The sequence below is a fragment of the Paenibacillus polymyxa genome, from assembly GCF_001719045.1.
Taxonomy (GTDB): Bacteria; Bacillota; Bacilli; order Paenibacillales; family Paenibacillaceae; genus Paenibacillus; species Paenibacillus polymyxa_B.
Genome location: NZ_CP015423.1, coordinates 1,977,774 through 1,992,247 on the forward strand (window position 1 = coordinate 1,977,774; position 14,474 = coordinate 1,992,247).

The 14,474-nt window shown below is 45.4% G+C and carries 17 protein-coding genes; 7 read left to right on the plus strand and 10 right to left on the minus strand.

The annotated features are described in order from the left end of the window. Nucleotides 1–252: 252 nt before the first annotated feature. From AOU00_RS08975 to AOU00_RS08990, 4 genes are all read right to left on the minus strand, one after another. A complete protein-coding gene (locus AOU00_RS08975) occupies nucleotides 253–561 on the minus strand; it encodes a hypothetical protein (RefSeq protein WP_155765232.1) in 309 nt (102 codons plus the stop codon). Between the two features lie 13 nt (nucleotides 562–574). After that, nucleotides 575–1,675, minus strand: a complete 1,101-nt coding sequence (gene ribD, locus AOU00_RS08980) for a bifunctional diaminohydroxyphosphoribosylaminopyrimidine deaminase/5-amino-6-(5-phosphoribosylamino)uracil reductase RibD (protein WP_069290440.1) — start codon at nucleotides 1,673–1,675, stop codon at nucleotides 575–577. Next, entirely contained in the window at nucleotides 1,672–2,436 is a 765-nt protein-coding gene (locus AOU00_RS08985; protein WP_069290441.1) for a GTP cyclohydrolase II, read from the minus strand. The genes ribD and AOU00_RS08985 overlap by 4 nt, the downstream gene beginning before the upstream one ends. Nucleotides 2,437–2,519: 83 nt before the next feature. Continuing rightward, nucleotides 2,520–3,617 (minus strand): FAD-dependent monooxygenase, encoded by a 1,098-nt coding sequence (locus AOU00_RS08990; protein ID WP_069290442.1) that lies wholly within the window; start codon nucleotides 3,615–3,617, stop codon nucleotides 2,520–2,522. 251 nt (nucleotides 3,618–3,868) lie between these two features. On the opposite strand from AOU00_RS08990, the gene AOU00_RS08995 reads away from it, so the two are divergent. Further along, nucleotides 3,869–4,204: a winged helix-turn-helix transcriptional regulator gene (locus AOU00_RS08995; protein ID WP_069290443.1), complete on the plus strand. Its 336-nt coding sequence runs from the start codon at nucleotides 3,869–3,871 to the stop codon at nucleotides 4,202–4,204. 169 nt (nucleotides 4,205–4,373) lie between these two features. On the opposite strand, the gene AOU00_RS09000 is transcribed toward AOU00_RS08995, so the two are convergent. Further along, nucleotides 4,374–4,766, minus strand: coding sequence for a winged helix-turn-helix transcriptional regulator (locus tag AOU00_RS09000; RefSeq protein ID WP_069290444.1), 393 nt, complete (start codon nucleotides 4,764–4,766; stop codon nucleotides 4,374–4,376). 149 nt (nucleotides 4,767–4,915) lie between these two features. On the opposite strand from AOU00_RS09000, the gene AOU00_RS09005 reads away from it, so the two are divergent. Both AOU00_RS09005 and AOU00_RS09010 read left to right on the plus strand, forming a co-directional pair. After that, nucleotides 4,916–5,434 (plus strand): DJ-1/PfpI family protein, encoded by a 519-nt coding sequence (locus tag AOU00_RS09005; RefSeq protein ID WP_069290445.1) that lies wholly within the window; start codon nucleotides 4,916–4,918, stop codon nucleotides 5,432–5,434. Nucleotides 5,435–5,627: 193 nt separating this feature from the next. Beyond that, on the plus strand, nucleotides 5,628–6,329 hold the full coding sequence (locus AOU00_RS09010) for a YoaK family protein (protein WP_069290446.1): 702 nt from the start codon (nucleotides 5,628–5,630) through the stop codon (nucleotides 6,327–6,329). A gap of 12 nt (nucleotides 6,330–6,341) precedes the next feature. On the opposite strand, the gene AOU00_RS09015 is transcribed toward AOU00_RS09010, so the two are convergent. Beyond that, nucleotides 6,342–7,517 carry an alanyl-tRNA editing protein gene (locus tag AOU00_RS09015; RefSeq protein WP_069290447.1) on the minus strand — a complete coding sequence of 392 codons (1,176 nt, stop codon included), beginning with the start codon at nucleotides 7,515–7,517 and terminating at the stop codon, nucleotides 6,342–6,344. Between the two features lie 238 nt (nucleotides 7,518–7,755). Here AOU00_RS09015 and AOU00_RS09020 point away from each other — a divergent pair, with 238 nt between their 5' ends. From AOU00_RS09020 to AOU00_RS09030, 3 genes are all read left to right on the plus strand, one after another. After that, nucleotides 7,756–8,289, plus strand: coding sequence for a MarR family winged helix-turn-helix transcriptional regulator (locus AOU00_RS09020; RefSeq protein WP_069290448.1), 534 nt, complete (start codon nucleotides 7,756–7,758; stop codon nucleotides 8,287–8,289). Nucleotides 8,290–8,427: 138 nt separating this feature from the next. Then, nucleotides 8,428–9,747, plus strand: coding sequence for an HlyD family secretion protein (locus AOU00_RS09025; RefSeq protein WP_069290449.1), 1,320 nt, complete (start codon nucleotides 8,428–8,430; stop codon nucleotides 9,745–9,747). Then, a complete protein-coding gene (locus tag AOU00_RS09030) occupies nucleotides 9,731–10,981 on the plus strand; it encodes an ABC transporter permease (protein ID WP_069290450.1) in 1,251 nt (416 codons plus the stop codon). Before AOU00_RS09025 ends, AOU00_RS09030 begins: the two co-directional genes overlap by 17 nt. Before the next feature lie 96 nt (nucleotides 10,982–11,077). On the opposite strand, the gene AOU00_RS09035 is transcribed toward AOU00_RS09030, so the two are convergent. Beyond that, nucleotides 11,078–11,638, minus strand: coding sequence for an NAD(P)H oxidoreductase (locus AOU00_RS09035; protein ID WP_069290451.1), 561 nt, complete (start codon nucleotides 11,636–11,638; stop codon nucleotides 11,078–11,080). Between the two features lie 162 nt (nucleotides 11,639–11,800). On the opposite strand from AOU00_RS09035, the gene AOU00_RS09040 reads away from it, so the two are divergent. Continuing rightward, the gene (locus AOU00_RS09040; RefSeq protein WP_013373192.1) at nucleotides 11,801–12,196 is read left to right on the plus strand and encodes a winged helix-turn-helix transcriptional regulator; all 396 of its coding nucleotides are present in this window, start codon (nucleotides 11,801–11,803) and stop codon (nucleotides 12,194–12,196) included. A gap of 41 nt (nucleotides 12,197–12,237) precedes the next feature. On the opposite strand, the gene arsC is transcribed toward AOU00_RS09040, so the two are convergent. The 3 genes from arsC to AOU00_RS09055 form a co-directional block, all read right to left on the minus strand. Beyond that, nucleotides 12,238–12,657 (minus strand): arsenate reductase (thioredoxin), encoded by a 420-nt coding sequence (arsC, locus tag AOU00_RS09045; RefSeq protein WP_069290452.1) that lies wholly within the window; start codon nucleotides 12,655–12,657, stop codon nucleotides 12,238–12,240. Nucleotides 12,658–12,682: 25 nt separating this feature from the next. After that, nucleotides 12,683–13,972 (minus strand): arsenic transporter, encoded by a 1,290-nt coding sequence (locus AOU00_RS09050; RefSeq protein WP_069290453.1) that lies wholly within the window; start codon nucleotides 13,970–13,972, stop codon nucleotides 12,683–12,685. 88 nt (nucleotides 13,973–14,060) lie between these two features. Beyond that, entirely contained in the window at nucleotides 14,061–14,414 is a 354-nt protein-coding gene (locus AOU00_RS09055) for an ArsR/SmtB family transcription factor (protein WP_069290454.1), read from the minus strand. Between the last annotated feature and the right edge of the window lie 60 nt (nucleotides 14,415–14,474).

Below are 14,474 nucleotides of genomic sequence, written 5' to 3' on the forward strand. Positions count from 1 at the left end.
CCTCCTTTGATTTCTCTAATCCCTTTTACTGCAAGGCTTTTCCCTTCTCTCTTCCAAGTTGAATTCAACTTCATTGTGCTCGATCCCAATTTCCAGGTCAATCCTTTTATTTCTATATTCTAACTAAACGAGGCGAAAGCCTCTGAAAATCCATAAGAAACCAGGACGAAAAACCCAAGCATGCGTAATTATGTTATCTCGACTTCACCCCATAAGACATTCACCCTATGAGTTATTCATCCCATTAACCATTCACCCTAATAAACGTTTAGCATATAAAAAAAGAATCCTCCAGGCCTTTTTGCCCTTCAGATTCTCTGTTCTTTTAAGTATATGAGCTTTTGAGTATTTAAGTCCTTTTGCCCTTCCCATGCTCCACACCATTTCGGAAAAAGAGTGACTTTGCGGCGGGCAGTGGCGGAGCGAAGGAGTTGAATCTGGAGAAGCGTAAGCGTTCGCCTTTGCCGTGGGATTCTTACCTTTAAATATCTTATACAATCCGAAGAATCCCACTGCAACAGCGATCGGAAGATCAGCCCCTTCGCGGAGCGCCTTCTTCACCCGCAAACAACACTCATATTTCCCGCTCAAAATACCCTTCTATTTTCCAGTCTACGCCCACCTGCGTTACGCTCAAATCCTGCAATGCCACCGCATCGCTCATCGCAGACACGCCCTCTCCCCCGAGAAATCCCGGGGCAGCGCGTCCTCCAACCAGCTTTGGTGCAATGTACAGCACCAGCTTGTCTGCCAGCCCTTGCTGCACGAACGAAGCGTTCACCTCGGCTCCGCCTTCCACGAACACCGATGATACCTCCGCCGCACCCAGAATATCCAGCATTTGCGGCAGGTTCACCCGATCGCTGTTTTCATCCTGTGTCGGATATATCCTCACACCAAGCTGTTCCAACTGGCTTCGCTTGCTTTCATCATAAGTGCGTCCTGTGAATATCCAGGTAGGTGCCTCCCCATCTGTAATGACACGGGCATCCAATGGAATTCGAAGCTTGCTATCCAAAATGATACGAATCGGATTCCGTCCTTCCGGTAGACGAGTCGTAAGCTGAGGATTATCGTGAATCACCGTCTGTACACCGACCAGGATTCCCACATGCTCGTTACGAAGACGATGCACATCCTCCCGTGCAGCCTCAGATGTAATCCACTTGCTTTCCGAGGTCCGGGTCGCAATTTTACCGTCCAGCGTTACTGCCGATTTGATCGTAATAAAAGGACGCTTGCTCACGATATATTGATTGAACACTTCATTCATGCGGATGGATTCCTGCTCACATACTCCGACAATGACCTCAATGCCCGCATCTTTCAAAATCTGTACCCCTCTGCCGGAAACCAGCGGGTTCGGGTCCAGCGCTGCAATCACCACTCGACGAATGCCAGCCTTCACAATCGCTTCCGCGCACGGGCCTGTCCGGCCGTGATGGGAACACGGCTCCAGCGTTACGTAAATCGTCGCTCCCTGAGCGTGTTCACCCGCCATACGCAACGCATGAATCTCGGCATGTGGCTCGCCGGGCTTCAGATGAGCGCCGATCCCAACGATACGACCGTTGTTGACAATGACTGATCCGACGAGCGGATTCGGTTCTGTTTGCCCTTTAGCACTTCTGGCATTTTCCAGTGCCAGGCGCATATATTTTTCGTGAGTGGTCATAGAACCTCCCTGAGATCGGAATCCCGCAAATGGCCGGATCGTTCCACTTTTGTATTCAAATACCGTTCATTATATTGCGACACATCGCCCCAGAGAGGCATGCGACCCGCCACATTCATACCCGACTTCTTCAAAGCATCCATTTTTTTAGGATTATTTGTAATCAAAGTTACCGGTCTTTGTCTCAGGTGACGGAGCACACTAATGGCATCCGCATAGTTGCGTGTATCATCTTCAAAACCCAACTGATGATTGGCTTCGACAGTATCCATGCCTTCTTCCTGCAGAATATAAGCCATTGCTTTACTAAACAAACCGATTCCGCGGCCTTCATGGTTAGCCAGATAGAACAACGCACCCGTTCCATGTTCCACGATCATTTTCATGGACTGGTGGAGTTGAAATCCGCAATCACAACGCTTGCTACCAAAAATATCTCCAGTATGGCAAATACTATGCATGCGAACTAATGCATTTTCCGACTGTTCAAGATCGCCATACACCAAAACGCTTGACTGTTGTCCCTCTGCCAAATCCAGTGTGGACAATCGCTTCACAATCGTCTCAGCAGTGGCATTAAGTAAGTCCTGACGATCTTCCTCATCCCGTACGGGCAACCAGCAGTACCACTGAAAAACAACCGTTTCTCCTTCCATATTAACTGGCAGCTTGATCGGTCCTACCAAAATCGTCGAAGATTGCTCTCCACGAACGGTTTGAATTTTATCGTTAAGTAGCGTAGCTACATCTTTTTGGTTCATCTCTCTGCACCATCCTTTATATGAGCTCTATATAGAAAAATGCCTAATTCTTCAAAGGCTAATCGTTATTGTCAGGGTATAAATCATTGAACTATGTGTAAGAAATGTTCATGAAACGTGGATTCCATCGTCAGCTGCCGTTCCTGAAGCTCGGTGACAGCCTGTCGTCGTCCGTCTTCGAACGCCTTTAGGTCTCCTGCGGTATAGCTCTTCTGTCGTAAACGAAGAAGCTCACTGGCTAGCACATCAGCATCCTTCAAAGCTGCATTCAAGCCAAAAGCTCCGGTAGGTGTCATGGTATGCGCCGCATCTCCAATAAGGACCAGTCCGTTCTGCGTCCAGGTGTCACTGCGGCTGCTGAAAATATCCAACGGTACGAAGTCCTTCCATGAACGAATGTGATCATGCACACTATGCTTCAAATCTGGAAAAGCCTCGGTAAACAGTTGTATAAATGGTTCAAAGGATTGCTTAAACAGGGTTGAAAAGCTACCTTCCTCCACATTCCAGCCAATTTGAATATAGCCTTCAGCCTGCGAGAATAAAGCCAACTGCCCTCCGTTGACCCGTGCCAGACGGGTGACGGGCTCCCACCCAGCAGGTGCCGTGATTTTCGCCCATAGCAGATCATAGCCGTGTCGAATGTTCGCCACAGGCATCTGAGCCAGCTTGCGCACAGTCGAATGGCGACCGTCTGCCCCTACAATCAACGAACTGTCAATCGTGATCTCATGACCGTTCTTATTGCGGGCGATCAAGCCCGTGTACCCCTGCTCACTATTACCTTCCAACGCAGTCACCGTTGTACCCGCCAGGTAACGGAAGGACTCGTAGGTTGACGCCTGCTTGAGCAAAGCCTCCAAAAATCGAGGTTGTGGAATGTGCACTCCCACATTACCATGGTTTGAAGCTGGCTCGACCGTTTTGACCTGCTGCCGATGCTGCCAATACTCGATTCTTGTGGAGGCGAGAATATAATCCTCATGAATTTGTTCGAGCAGCTTATGCTTTTGGATCACTTCCTGACCCTCATCATTTAAAATTTCACCGCGGAAAGCCTTTCCGGGCAAGCTCTGCCGCTCAACCAATATCGTGGAAACACCCTGCTCCGCCAGTAGACAGGATAACAAAGTCCCTGCGGGTCCTCCCCCAACTACACACACTTCACATTCCAGCTTCATCCGACTTCCCCCTGCGCCCAAACCATAACCACAACGATTCGTTCGTACCTGTTCATTTTATCATTAATCATATCAAAATAAGTTCAAATTTTAAGTATTCATATATAAGGCTCCGTATCAAATCCAACAAGTTACTTTATGTAACAAAGTATATTTATATCATTCGATTTCGTCAAGTAATAAATTTATGTAAAGTAAAATCATTTACTTTTAACAGTGAATCGTTAATAATAAGAGCATGAGGTGATCACATGAACATTCCGCAGATGTGCCCACGGTTTGAAAAAGCTATGGAGCTACTAAGCAAACGTTGGACGGTGTTGATCGTATTTCAACTAACCAATGGTCCGCAACGTTTCGTCGCTATTGAGAATTCAATCCCTAATTTAAGCGGAAAGGTCCTTTCGGACCGTTTGAAAGAGCTGGAGGAAGAAGGGATCATACAACGTATGGTTTATCCTGAGAAGCCTGTACGGATTGAATACTCTCTTACAGATAAGGGACGCGATTTAGCTCCTTTGTTTGACCATATCGGTACTTGGGCTACACGTTGGATTGAGGTTCTACCAGCAATTGAACAGCAATGATCCATATCGGCTACAGCTATTTTTCCTAAACTAACATGATAAACACACACAGACTGCTAACATGCCAAAGAACGCCTTTGCTCTAAGTGCAATTTGTACTCATAGTGCAAGGCGTTCTTTTTTTCATATGACAAAGCGATAATGTCCACCTTAGATCGCATCCAAGATTTTAGACGTTTCCCTCACTGCTGCGTTGCATTTCTTCACGAATGGATTGCACCCGTTTTTTCCCCCAGTCATACATCATCTCCACAATCGGTAAAATCGTCATTCCCAGCTCAGTCATTGAATATTCCACTTTTGGAGGCACTTCGGGATACACTTCCCGGTGCACAATACCGTCCTCCATCAACTCCCGCAACTGATTGGTCAGCACTTTATGCGACAGCTTCGGAAACAGCCTTTGCAGGTCACTGAAACGGTGCGCTCCTTCCACACCCAGATGCCATAAAATGACGACCTTCCATTTTCCGCTTAACACTGACAAGGTTAGTTCCTTTTCGCAGTTATAGTCTCCGTTAACGATCTTTTCCCTTATTTCTTCTCTCAGCGTATCAGTCATATATCAACTAACTCCTTCTAAACCATCATGGTCTTGCACTCTAATAGTAACCTGCAGGTAACCTCCGTACTTGAAAGTGCATTCTTCACAGCCTGACGAAGCCACCCTACAATAGTAGATAACGTTACACATTCAAGGAGGAATAAAGTATGAGTAAAAAAGCTCTTTTTATTATACCCCCAGAGCGCTTTAATGAGGATGAATTGTTTAAACCCAAGGAAGCACTGGAGCAAGCAGGTGTTACTGTGACGCTAGCTAGTACAAAAACAGGCGAAATCACGGGTGACTACAACGGTAAAGCGACAGCTGATCTTGTTTTTACAGACGCTGTGCTGGCTGATTATGATGTAGTATCTGTGATCGGCGGATCAGGAACGAATGATCATCTGTGGAATAATGCAGATCTCCAAGCTCTGCTAAAACAAACTCATGAGCAAAAGACTTTATTGGCTGGCATCTGCGCAGGCTCTGTAGCCGTGGCTCAAACCGGACTGCTCTCTGGCAGAACGGCTACATGCTATCCAGTGGATGTACAAAAAGATCAGCTCCAATCGCATCAAGCCGAATATGTGGCGCAGCATGTCGTTGCGCATAGCGATATTATCACGGCCGATGGCCCGGATGGTGCTGAGGAGTTTGGTAAAGCCCTCGTTCAAGCTCTGCAATAAGCACATTCTCGAAGTTCCAGGTGGCACTTTAAACAACACTGCAACAAGCCGCATCACGTCCTTTCTATTGTATGGGACCTGATGTGGCTTCTTTGTGTCATTTTCATGCTAAAGTGACTAATTTAATTGTATGGTCCTGGATTTTCGTGTTAGCTTTAAAGAATCGACGTTTAGCATAGGAGGCTTATATGCCGTGATTATGAAAGGCAAAATCCATTTACATCAGGTAACGTCCGAATCGTTACGACTGGGCGCCTTACTATCATTAGTAGGGGGCTTTTTGGACACATATACCTTTGTTGGAAGAGGCGGTGTTTTCGCCAACGCACAGACAGGCAATATCGTGCTGCTGGCTGTCAAAGTCATTCAGGGGCACTGGATTCAGGCGTTATCCTATATCCCACCCCTGATCGCCTTTTCACTGGGCGTTTTTGTTGCTGAAGGGATTAAACGAAAATCAACCCACCGTCTAACTCCGGACTGGACCCGCGCAATTATTTTATTGGAAATTGCGATTTTTTTCATCGTGGGACTGATTCCGCAAGAAGTTCCCAATACGGTAGTGGTGGTGATCGTCTCGTTCGTCGCTTCCGTACAAATGACTTCCTTCCGCAAGCTCATTGATGTGCCGTACACCTCTACGGTCAGCACCGGTAACCTCCGATCAGCTATCGAGGCTGTGTATGTCGCCATAACGACCAAGGACACGAACGCTGCCATTCGAGCGATGCGTTATGGTGTCATCTTGGTAGCCTTCTTGGTAGGGGCTTTGCTGGGGGGATTTCTGACTTTGACGATTGGAGATAAAGCCGTTTGGGGTGCTGTTGTTGCACTTATTTTTTCTTTTATTTTATTTACAGAAAAGGAAAAGTGGAAGCTGCCGCTGCGTCACTAATCCTCCATTACATCAGCCCTGAATGAACTGCCGCTGGGCCGTTTCAAAGAAATTCAAGAGGTCATTGCGGGACGAGAATGCTGCCTGAGCAGATTGGTTGCTACCGCCCCCCTTACCGTGAAACGCGCCCAGATTTTCCTTTAAAAACGCTCCGCAGCTAATAGATTGGGTACCGTTGTGTGCCAAAATGATTTTGTTTTCTGCTGTTGTGGCAAATAAAACAAGCAGATCATGCTCAGCTGTCAGCTTGGTAGCCAATTGCTGCATGTCCTGAAGGGATTTTTGCTCGAATACATGAGCAAGAACATGCCCCTGCACAGCAGATAGCAACTCTTTCGCCTGGTACGAAGCATTTTCCTCTTGTAGGAGCTCCACTTGCGCCTTAAGCTGCTTATGCTCCTGCTCCCATTTTTCGAATCGGGTCAAAATATCTTTTCGCCCGGTATTGAACTTCGTAGATAACACGTCCAATATCTGAACACTATCGTTAAAATCCTGGAGTGCGCGAACGCCACATTTGAAATGGATTCTTGCCATCCCCTTCTGCTTCTCCCATTTTAAGCATTTAATGATCCCAATTTCCCCGGTCTGAGCTACATGTGTGCCGCCGCAAGCATTATATTCAATGCCCTCGATCTCGACAATCCGAATATTTTCTGTCACTTTGGGCGTTTTCACCAGCGGAATATCCTTCAATTGCTCACGGGTTACAAAAAAACTTTTTATGCTGCGATTACTATAGATTTGCTGATTTACTTCCTGCTCGATTGCCGATAGCTGCGCAGGCGTTACATCCGAACAGTTCACATCAATCGTGGCATATTCTTGTCCCAGATGAAAGCTTTCAGTACGCGCACCTAACAACTCTAGACAAACCGCTGACAGCAAGTGCTGCCCGCTATGCTGCTGCATATGATCAAATCTGCGCTCCCAATCCAATCGGCAGGCTACTTTCCTATCCTCCGGCAAACGTTCTACCTGATGCCAAATGTCCCCATCTTCGAGAACAACATCTAATACACGGACGCCCTGAATTGTTCCTGTATCACAAGGCTGGCCTCCACCATGCGGATAAAAGGCCGTTTCCTCCAAAATAACCAAATATTTTCCGTCTCTTTCCATGCTCTGTGTAATATGAGTGTCCCACTCCGTAAGATTTGGAGCAGTGTAGTATAATTTTGTCGTCATTCCAGGTTCCTCACTTTTGAGTTTTTGGTCTCGTACGATATCCACTTATTATCAAACACTTCATTGTAAATATCAATGTAGGGAAAAGCTTGAACCATTGCACGAACAACCTCCATATGGTGAAAAATCGCATGACGATTAACAAAATTTAGCTTGAAATTCATTTTTGAATAGATTAAGATTAGTCGGCTAACTAATTTGTCGATTGGAACATACTGTAAGAAGAAAGGAGAACCTTATGGATTTTGATTTACGGGATTTGCCCACTCGTGAGGCGCTACAAGAATTTTCTGTGCGTATCCCTGAGATTGATGTAAGAGCGACGGAAGCTATGTTATTTTTTATGCGAGTATCTTCCAGTGTTTTTAAAGTCAGCTTTGAGGGCTTTGAGAAGTTCGGTATATCTCATGGTAAATTTTCGATATTAATTCTTCTGTACCGCAACATCCATACAGGATTGCTGGCTACAGAGCTTGCGGAGAAAGTAGGGGTTAGCAAGCCTACCGTTACCGGTCTGCTTGACCGCCTGGAACGCGATGGGCTTATTATTCGATCTGTTCATCCTTCCGACCGCCGCATGAGCATTGTTAAACTGACCGATCAAGGAACAGAAATGATGGAAAGACTGCTGCCTATACATTTTACAAGCACTTCCACACTGATGAGCCACCTGTCCACCGATGAAAAAGAGCTGCTCCTGACTTTACTGCAAAAAATAGAAAGCGGCATCCCTCAAGCAAAAGAGATATATAAAGCAGCAAAACCAGAATAAGTTTTAATTTTGCATTTTGGTTAGCCGACTAACTTTTAAAATATTAAATAAAAGAATAAATAAAATGTACATATCAGGATATTTATTTATTCGAGTCTCTGTTTAACTCATTTTATGAATTTAAGGAGCGTATTACTCATGAATCGCACACAAGTCACCAGCCTCATCATCCCTCTCATTTCTATCGCCTGTCTTATCGGCGGGGGGTTCCTACTCCAGACCAACGGACAAGATCAAGTCAATGCTTCTCGATCCGTTAAAGGCACAACACTAAATGCGGATAGCATTCATGTATCGTTTGAACAAGTAGGAGGCAAAATCCTGAACATCCCGGTAACAGAAGAAACTAAGGTGAAAAAAGGAACTGTCCTTATGACTTTGGATTCCACAGATGTGGATCTGCAAATTGAGCAGCTGCGGACACAAATCGCCCAGTTCAATACGCAAATCAGTCAACAACAGCAATCCATCCATTTAGGGTATACACGAGCAGCAACTCAGGAAAAACAGGCACAGCTAGATATCGCGCAAGCTCAAGTGACTGAGCGTAAAAGTCAGGCGGCATTGCAGCGGGTACAAGCGGCTGAGCGTCAAGCCACTGCTGCGGAACAACAGGTCAATAACGGGACTCGGGCTGAAGATGTTCAGCAGCAACGAATTGCCGTAGCTTCAGCCACCAAAAACGTTCAGACGGCGCAGACCAACTATAAGCGTAATAAAGCACTCTATGATGCAGGAAGTGCATCCAAAGCAGCGTTGGATGATGCCGAATCCTCTTTGACTTTAGCGACAAATCAGTTGAGCCAGCAAAAAGAGTCTCTTCAAAAACTACTTCATGGTGCCACTTCCGAAGAACGTATGCAGGCCAGTGAACAGACGACACAAGCAGCCGTTTCGGTAAAACAAGCCGAGGAAGAAATTCGCGGTGCCCAATTGTCCGTCGATCGTTCCAAAACCCAGCTGGAAACCATTCAGCAGAGTCGTCAACAGTTGGCAGATCAGAAGCTGGCTATTGACCTCTTAAAGCAACAAAAAGACACACAGGAAGTTCAGCTTAAAACGTTGCTGCTCAAAAAAGAACGCCTGGTGTTAAAAGCACCACAGGATGGCAAGGTTACTTCGATTAGTACCAAAGTCGGCGAAAATGTGGCGCAAGGGGCTCCTGTGATTACCCTAGAAACCAATGATTTATATTACGATCTCTATGTGAATGAAGAACAAGCGGGGAAATTCAAGGCCAACCAAGAAATTAAAACTCATATCTCTGGTCTCAATAAGGACCTGAAAGGTACGGTACGCTACGTAACTGCTGCACCACAATTCGCTAATGTGAAGATGTCCCGTGAAAAAGGAGAAGCAGATACTGCTACATTCCAGGTACGTGTATATGTAACAAGAGAAACCGCTTTGCTACCAGGCATGACAGTTGAGGTGAATACAAATGAAATCTCTTCGTGATGAATGGTCGTATCTGGTTCACTCCAAGTATCCGATCATAGCTATTATCTTCCCATTGATTGCCGTACTGGGGTATTCACTGTTGCTCCCAAGCAGCCAAATTAACGACGCTAACGTGGTAGTAGTGGATCAAGATAACACAGCTTACAGCCGTGAGTTCATTCAGAAAATAGATGCTTCCCCGTATATGAACGTAGCTGAGATTGTTTCGTATACGGACAACCCTGAACAGTATTTTTATCATGAACAATATTTGGCTGTTATTTCATTGCCGCATGGTTTAGAGGATAATCACAATCGCTCCCTTTCCAGCCGCGTGGGTCTCATTCTCGATAATACCAATGTTCAATCTATTACTTCGATTCGTACAGCTATGCAGGAAATTAGCGTTTCCGAGAATATGGAATTGTCTGTTCCAGCTATGTTGAAAACCGGGATGAACGCAGAACAGGCTCAAGGGGCCCTCAAAGGTATCGCCTTGGAAGTGCGTTCCCTGTTTAATCCAACTAATGACTATCAGAATACGACGATACTTGCATTCACTTGTATGTTCTCTTTTATGATACTGAATATAAATAGCTTACCTCTGGTCGCCAGACTCCGGGTTTCCAAGAGGCTGGCTGCTGAGCTGCAAAATCCATTCAACATCCTGCTGCGTATGCTTCCTTATACGCTGTTCTCGACGGCTGGCTTGATCTTCTCTCTCGGGATGCTTAAAGTGTTTGGAGGAGGCCGTTTCGAGGCCAATCCAATTCTCTTTATAATTCCAGTTGTCCTGTATGTATTCGGTACCGTTTGTATCAATGTCCTGGTTGCATGGGGCGCTGCACATCCGGGAATAGCCATTGGCAGAATGGTGATGATACTCATGCCTGCTTTTGTTCTATCGGGGGCTGTTCTTTCCAGATCACTGTTTCCACCTTTAGCGATTCAAATCGGTGATTTCTTCCCCTTTGTATGGATGTATAAATTCCTGCGCACCATGGGTCTGCGTGGTGCACCTTTGCAAGAGATGCTTCCCGAACTCGGTTCTCTGTTACTATATGTGGGTGTACTCTCCATGCTGGTGATCGCCAGAGCCCTGTGGGAAAAACAGAAGCTGGCCAAGCAAACTGCGGGTTCTGCTTCTGAAAAGGGCTCACCACATCCCGTTGTTCCAGCAAGCACAACTGGCGGCGGGTTATCTATGCAAGGGGCACCGTCAGCACCTATGCACGAGCCTATAAAAGGATAGGGTCTCGTCTATAAAATAAAAAAGGGTTAAGTGCCGTCTAACGAGCCTTAACCCTTTTTCAATAATATTAACTTCCCATTGTTATCAGAATAAAACTCACTTATATGCCCGACCTAATTGATAAGCGTGCTCCAGTAAACCTGCAATGTATTCTTTCGACTCGGACAAAGTATCATAGAAGAACTCCACCTTGGACTCTCTTACTCTTGCGTAACCAGCAATGGCTTTATTCAAATAATTAGTAACCAAATCGTGATATTCATACTTGATCAGATGTTCTTTCGTCCCTCCCGCCAAGCACATCCACAACACCTGCTTCGTCGTAAATTCCTGAAGTAAACCTTTGTTCCAGACTTTATCCAGGTACCCTTTTAGCATGGAAGGCACACTGTACCACCATAGTGGAAACACAAAGACCAGAGCGTCCGCAGCTGCAATTCTATCCATCTCTTTCCGCGTTTCAGGAGCATATTGTTTATGGGTCGTATTCCAATCCAGCTCATCTGCCGCGCTATATACCGGATTAAACCCATCCCGATCCAAGTCCAAAATATCTACCTCGTGCTTATTCTCCTTCAATCCCTCTACAAAACGATTCATGACTGCAAGGGTAAGTGAATCCTCTCTAGGATGCGTAACGACCAATAGAACTTTCATGTTATCCGTAACCTTCTTTCTCCTCATAATTGTTGAACCCTGTCTACAGATGCTATTATGGATGTTATACATTAGAGTGTGAAGTACGCACTTCAATGTACTGTAGGTACTTTAAGGTTCCTTAGTGCCTTTTGTACTACAGATCGGAGAGGGGGAAAGTCTATGGAAGACAAAGCCAAAACCTATATGCTCGGGATCGAGGCAACTTTGGAGGTCATCAGTGGAAAGTGGAAAGGCATCATCCTACATCATTTAACCAGCGGCAGAAAACGTACATACGAACTTCGTCAACTCATTCCGAAAATCACCCAAAAAGTGCTTACCCAACAGCTTAGAGAGCTTGAAAAGGATGGAATCATCCACCGCATCATTTATAACCAGGTTCCACCCAAAGTGGAGTACGAGCTTAGTGAATATGGATGGGATTTTAAAGATCTGCTTGATCGTTTTTGCTTATGGGGAGAAGATCATTTGGATAGGATCTATGGAGATAAAACAAAGGTGCTGGAAGAGTATTCTGTGAAGGAAAAAAACGCCAAACAAGCACCACCTCTTTAAGGAGGCGTGCTTGTTTGAAATACTATAGCTGTGTACCTTGTTTATTCACCAGTCTCCGCAAATTTCCGAATACGAGCCCCGACTTCATCCCGTACACGCTGGAACACGCTCCATTTCTCTTCTTCTGTTCCTTGTGCTTTAGCCGGATCATCAAATCCCCAATGTTCACGACGAACGCGCGGAGGTGTGATAGGACATTTATCTGCAGCATCTCCGCATAAGGTCACAACCAAATCCGCGCTGTTCAGCAAAGCAGGATCTATAATATCTGAAGTTTGTCCGGAGATATCGATCCCTATTTCATTCATCGCTTGCACCGCTTTAGGGTTAAGGCCGTGTGCCTCAATGCCCGCACTGTATACATTCCAACGGTCTCCCAAGTATTTTTTGGCCCAGCCTTCTGCCATTTGACTGCGACAAGAATTACCAGTGCATAAAAAGTAAATTGTCTTCTTTTCCATCATTACCGTCTCCTTCAATGTTCAATTATGAAATGATTAACCATAGATATAAGCCCAGTAGGGTCATAAAAAGTGTAGGAATGGTTAAGACAATGCCTGTCTTAAAATAAGTCCACCAAGAAATTTTTACGTTTTTCGAACGAAGCACATGCAGCCACAACAACGTGGCTAATGAACCGATCGGAGTTATTTTCGGCCCCAGATCAGAACCAATGACGTTAGCATAAATCAACGCCTCTTTGACCATACCGGTTGTATGGGTGGCATCAATGGCAAGCGCATTAATCATGACCGTAGGCATGTTATTCATGACCGACGAGATAATCGCCGCAATAAAACCCATGCCCATGGTGGCCACAAACATACCTTGATCAGCAGCCGCTTGAATCACATGGGCCAGCAGATCCGTCAAACCGGCATTTCGTAGACCATACACCACAACATACATTCCGATGGAGAAAAATACGATGGCCCATGGAGCGCCCTTGATGACTTCTTTCATCGGCACTGCAGGGCTTCTACGCGCCATCAATAAGAAAAAGATAGCAATAATACCGGCCACCACCGAAACGGGAATGTTAAAAAATTCGCATGCAAAGTAGCCAACGAACAAAACCGCGAGAACGATCCAAGACATACGGAACATTTTTGGATCTTTAATCGCTTCCGCAGGCGTGATTAATTGTGCCGTATCAAACGTTTTCGGAATTCTTTTGCGAAAAAAAAGATACAGTACTCCTATACTGGCTGCTAAAGAAAATAAATTAGGTACAATCATGCGACTCGCATATTCCATAAAGGTGATCCCAAAGAAATCGGCTGACACAATGTTGACCAAATTGCTGACCACAAGCGGAAGCGACGTCGTGTCTGAAATAAAACCGCTCGCTATGATAAAAGGAAAAATCATTTTCTCATCCAATTTAAGTGCCCGAACCATCGCCAGTACAATCGGTGTCAGTATTAAGGCGGCACCGTCATTCGCAAAAAAAGCAGCAACAACGGCGCCAAGAAGGGTCACATAAACAAACATCCGGGTTCCGCTTCCTCGTGCAGCTCGTGCCATGTGAAGCGCCGCCCATTCGAAGAAGCCGATTTTATCAAGCACCAATGAAATCAGAATAATGGCTACAAAAGCCAGTGTCGCATTCCAGACAATATGAGTAACTTCCCAAACATCATGTAAATCGACGACACCCACCAGCAAGGCGAGTATGGCACCGCCGCAGGCAGACCAGCCGATAGACAGATTTCTAGGCTGCCAGATCACCAACACTAAAGTGGCTAAAAATATAATGCATGCCAACAAAATCAATGTTTTAAACCTCCATTACATTACCTTATAAACATATACTTATGTTAAAAACACCGTCTATCCCCCAAGGAGATAAACGGAACAGCCTTTAGGATGAGCAGCAAGCCGATGAATCCGGTGCACAAAATGCTATCGGCTCCTCTTTATTCAGCCATTTTAAAATCTGCTTGGAGTCTGGCATACGCTCAAGAACGGCTTGAATTTGCGGCTTGTCGTCTACATTTAAGGAATAGTATACCCACTGACTTCGTCGTTCTTCTTTTACAATTCCTTGCGACTTTAATTTTCTCAAATGTTGGCTAATTGCTGGCTGCGACATATCAAAGATATCTACAAATTCGCAAACACACCATTCTCTTTCTCTTAGCAGGGAAAGCATAGCCAAGCGGGTTTTATCCCCTAGTAGCTTTAAATGATCGGCTATATAACCAAGTTGCTCCAAAGTGTAACCTCCTTTCATTTATATAACTGTATGCTTATATACTAATGGAGTACTTTTTTA

What these genes read in the sequence shown, in the direction of transcription:
- ribD (WP_069290440.1), bottom strand. Translation starts at nt 1,675, where the DNA reads ATGACCACTCACGAAAAATATATGCGCCTGGCACTGGAAAATGCCAGA.
- AOU00_RS08985 (WP_069290441.1), bottom strand. Translation starts at nt 2,436, where the DNA reads ATGAACCAAAAAGATGTAGCTACGCTACTTAACGATAAAATTCAAACC.
- AOU00_RS08990 (WP_069290442.1), bottom strand. Translation starts at nt 3,617, where the DNA reads ATGAAGCTGGAATGTGAAGTGTGTGTAGTTGGGGGAGGACCCGCAGGG.
- AOU00_RS08995 (WP_069290443.1), top strand. Translation starts at nt 3,869, where the DNA reads ATGAACATTCCGCAGATGTGCCCACGGTTTGAAAAAGCTATGGAGCTA.
- AOU00_RS09000 (WP_069290444.1), bottom strand. Translation starts at nt 4,766, where the DNA reads ATGACTGATACGCTGAGAGAAGAAATAAGGGAAAAGATCGTTAACGGA.
- AOU00_RS09005 (WP_069290445.1), top strand. Translation starts at nt 4,916, where the DNA reads ATGAGTAAAAAAGCTCTTTTTATTATACCCCCAGAGCGCTTTAATGAG.
- AOU00_RS09015 (WP_069290447.1), bottom strand. Translation starts at nt 7,517, where the DNA reads ATGACGACAAAATTATACTACACTGCTCCAAATCTTACGGAGTGGGAC.
- AOU00_RS09020 (WP_069290448.1), top strand. Translation starts at nt 7,756, where the DNA reads ATGGATTTTGATTTACGGGATTTGCCCACTCGTGAGGCGCTACAAGAA.
- AOU00_RS09025 (WP_069290449.1), top strand. Translation starts at nt 8,428, where the DNA reads ATGAATCGCACACAAGTCACCAGCCTCATCATCCCTCTCATTTCTATC.
- AOU00_RS09030 (WP_069290450.1), top strand. Translation starts at nt 9,731, where the DNA reads ATGAAATCTCTTCGTGATGAATGGTCGTATCTGGTTCACTCCAAGTAT.
- AOU00_RS09035 (WP_069290451.1), bottom strand. Translation starts at nt 11,638, where the DNA reads ATGAAAGTTCTATTGGTCGTTACGCATCCTAGAGAGGATTCACTTACC.
- AOU00_RS09040 (WP_013373192.1), top strand. Translation starts at nt 11,801, where the DNA reads ATGGAAGACAAAGCCAAAACCTATATGCTCGGGATCGAGGCAACTTTG.
- arsC (WP_069290452.1), bottom strand. Translation starts at nt 12,657, where the DNA reads ATGGAAAAGAAGACAATTTACTTTTTATGCACTGGTAATTCTTGTCGC.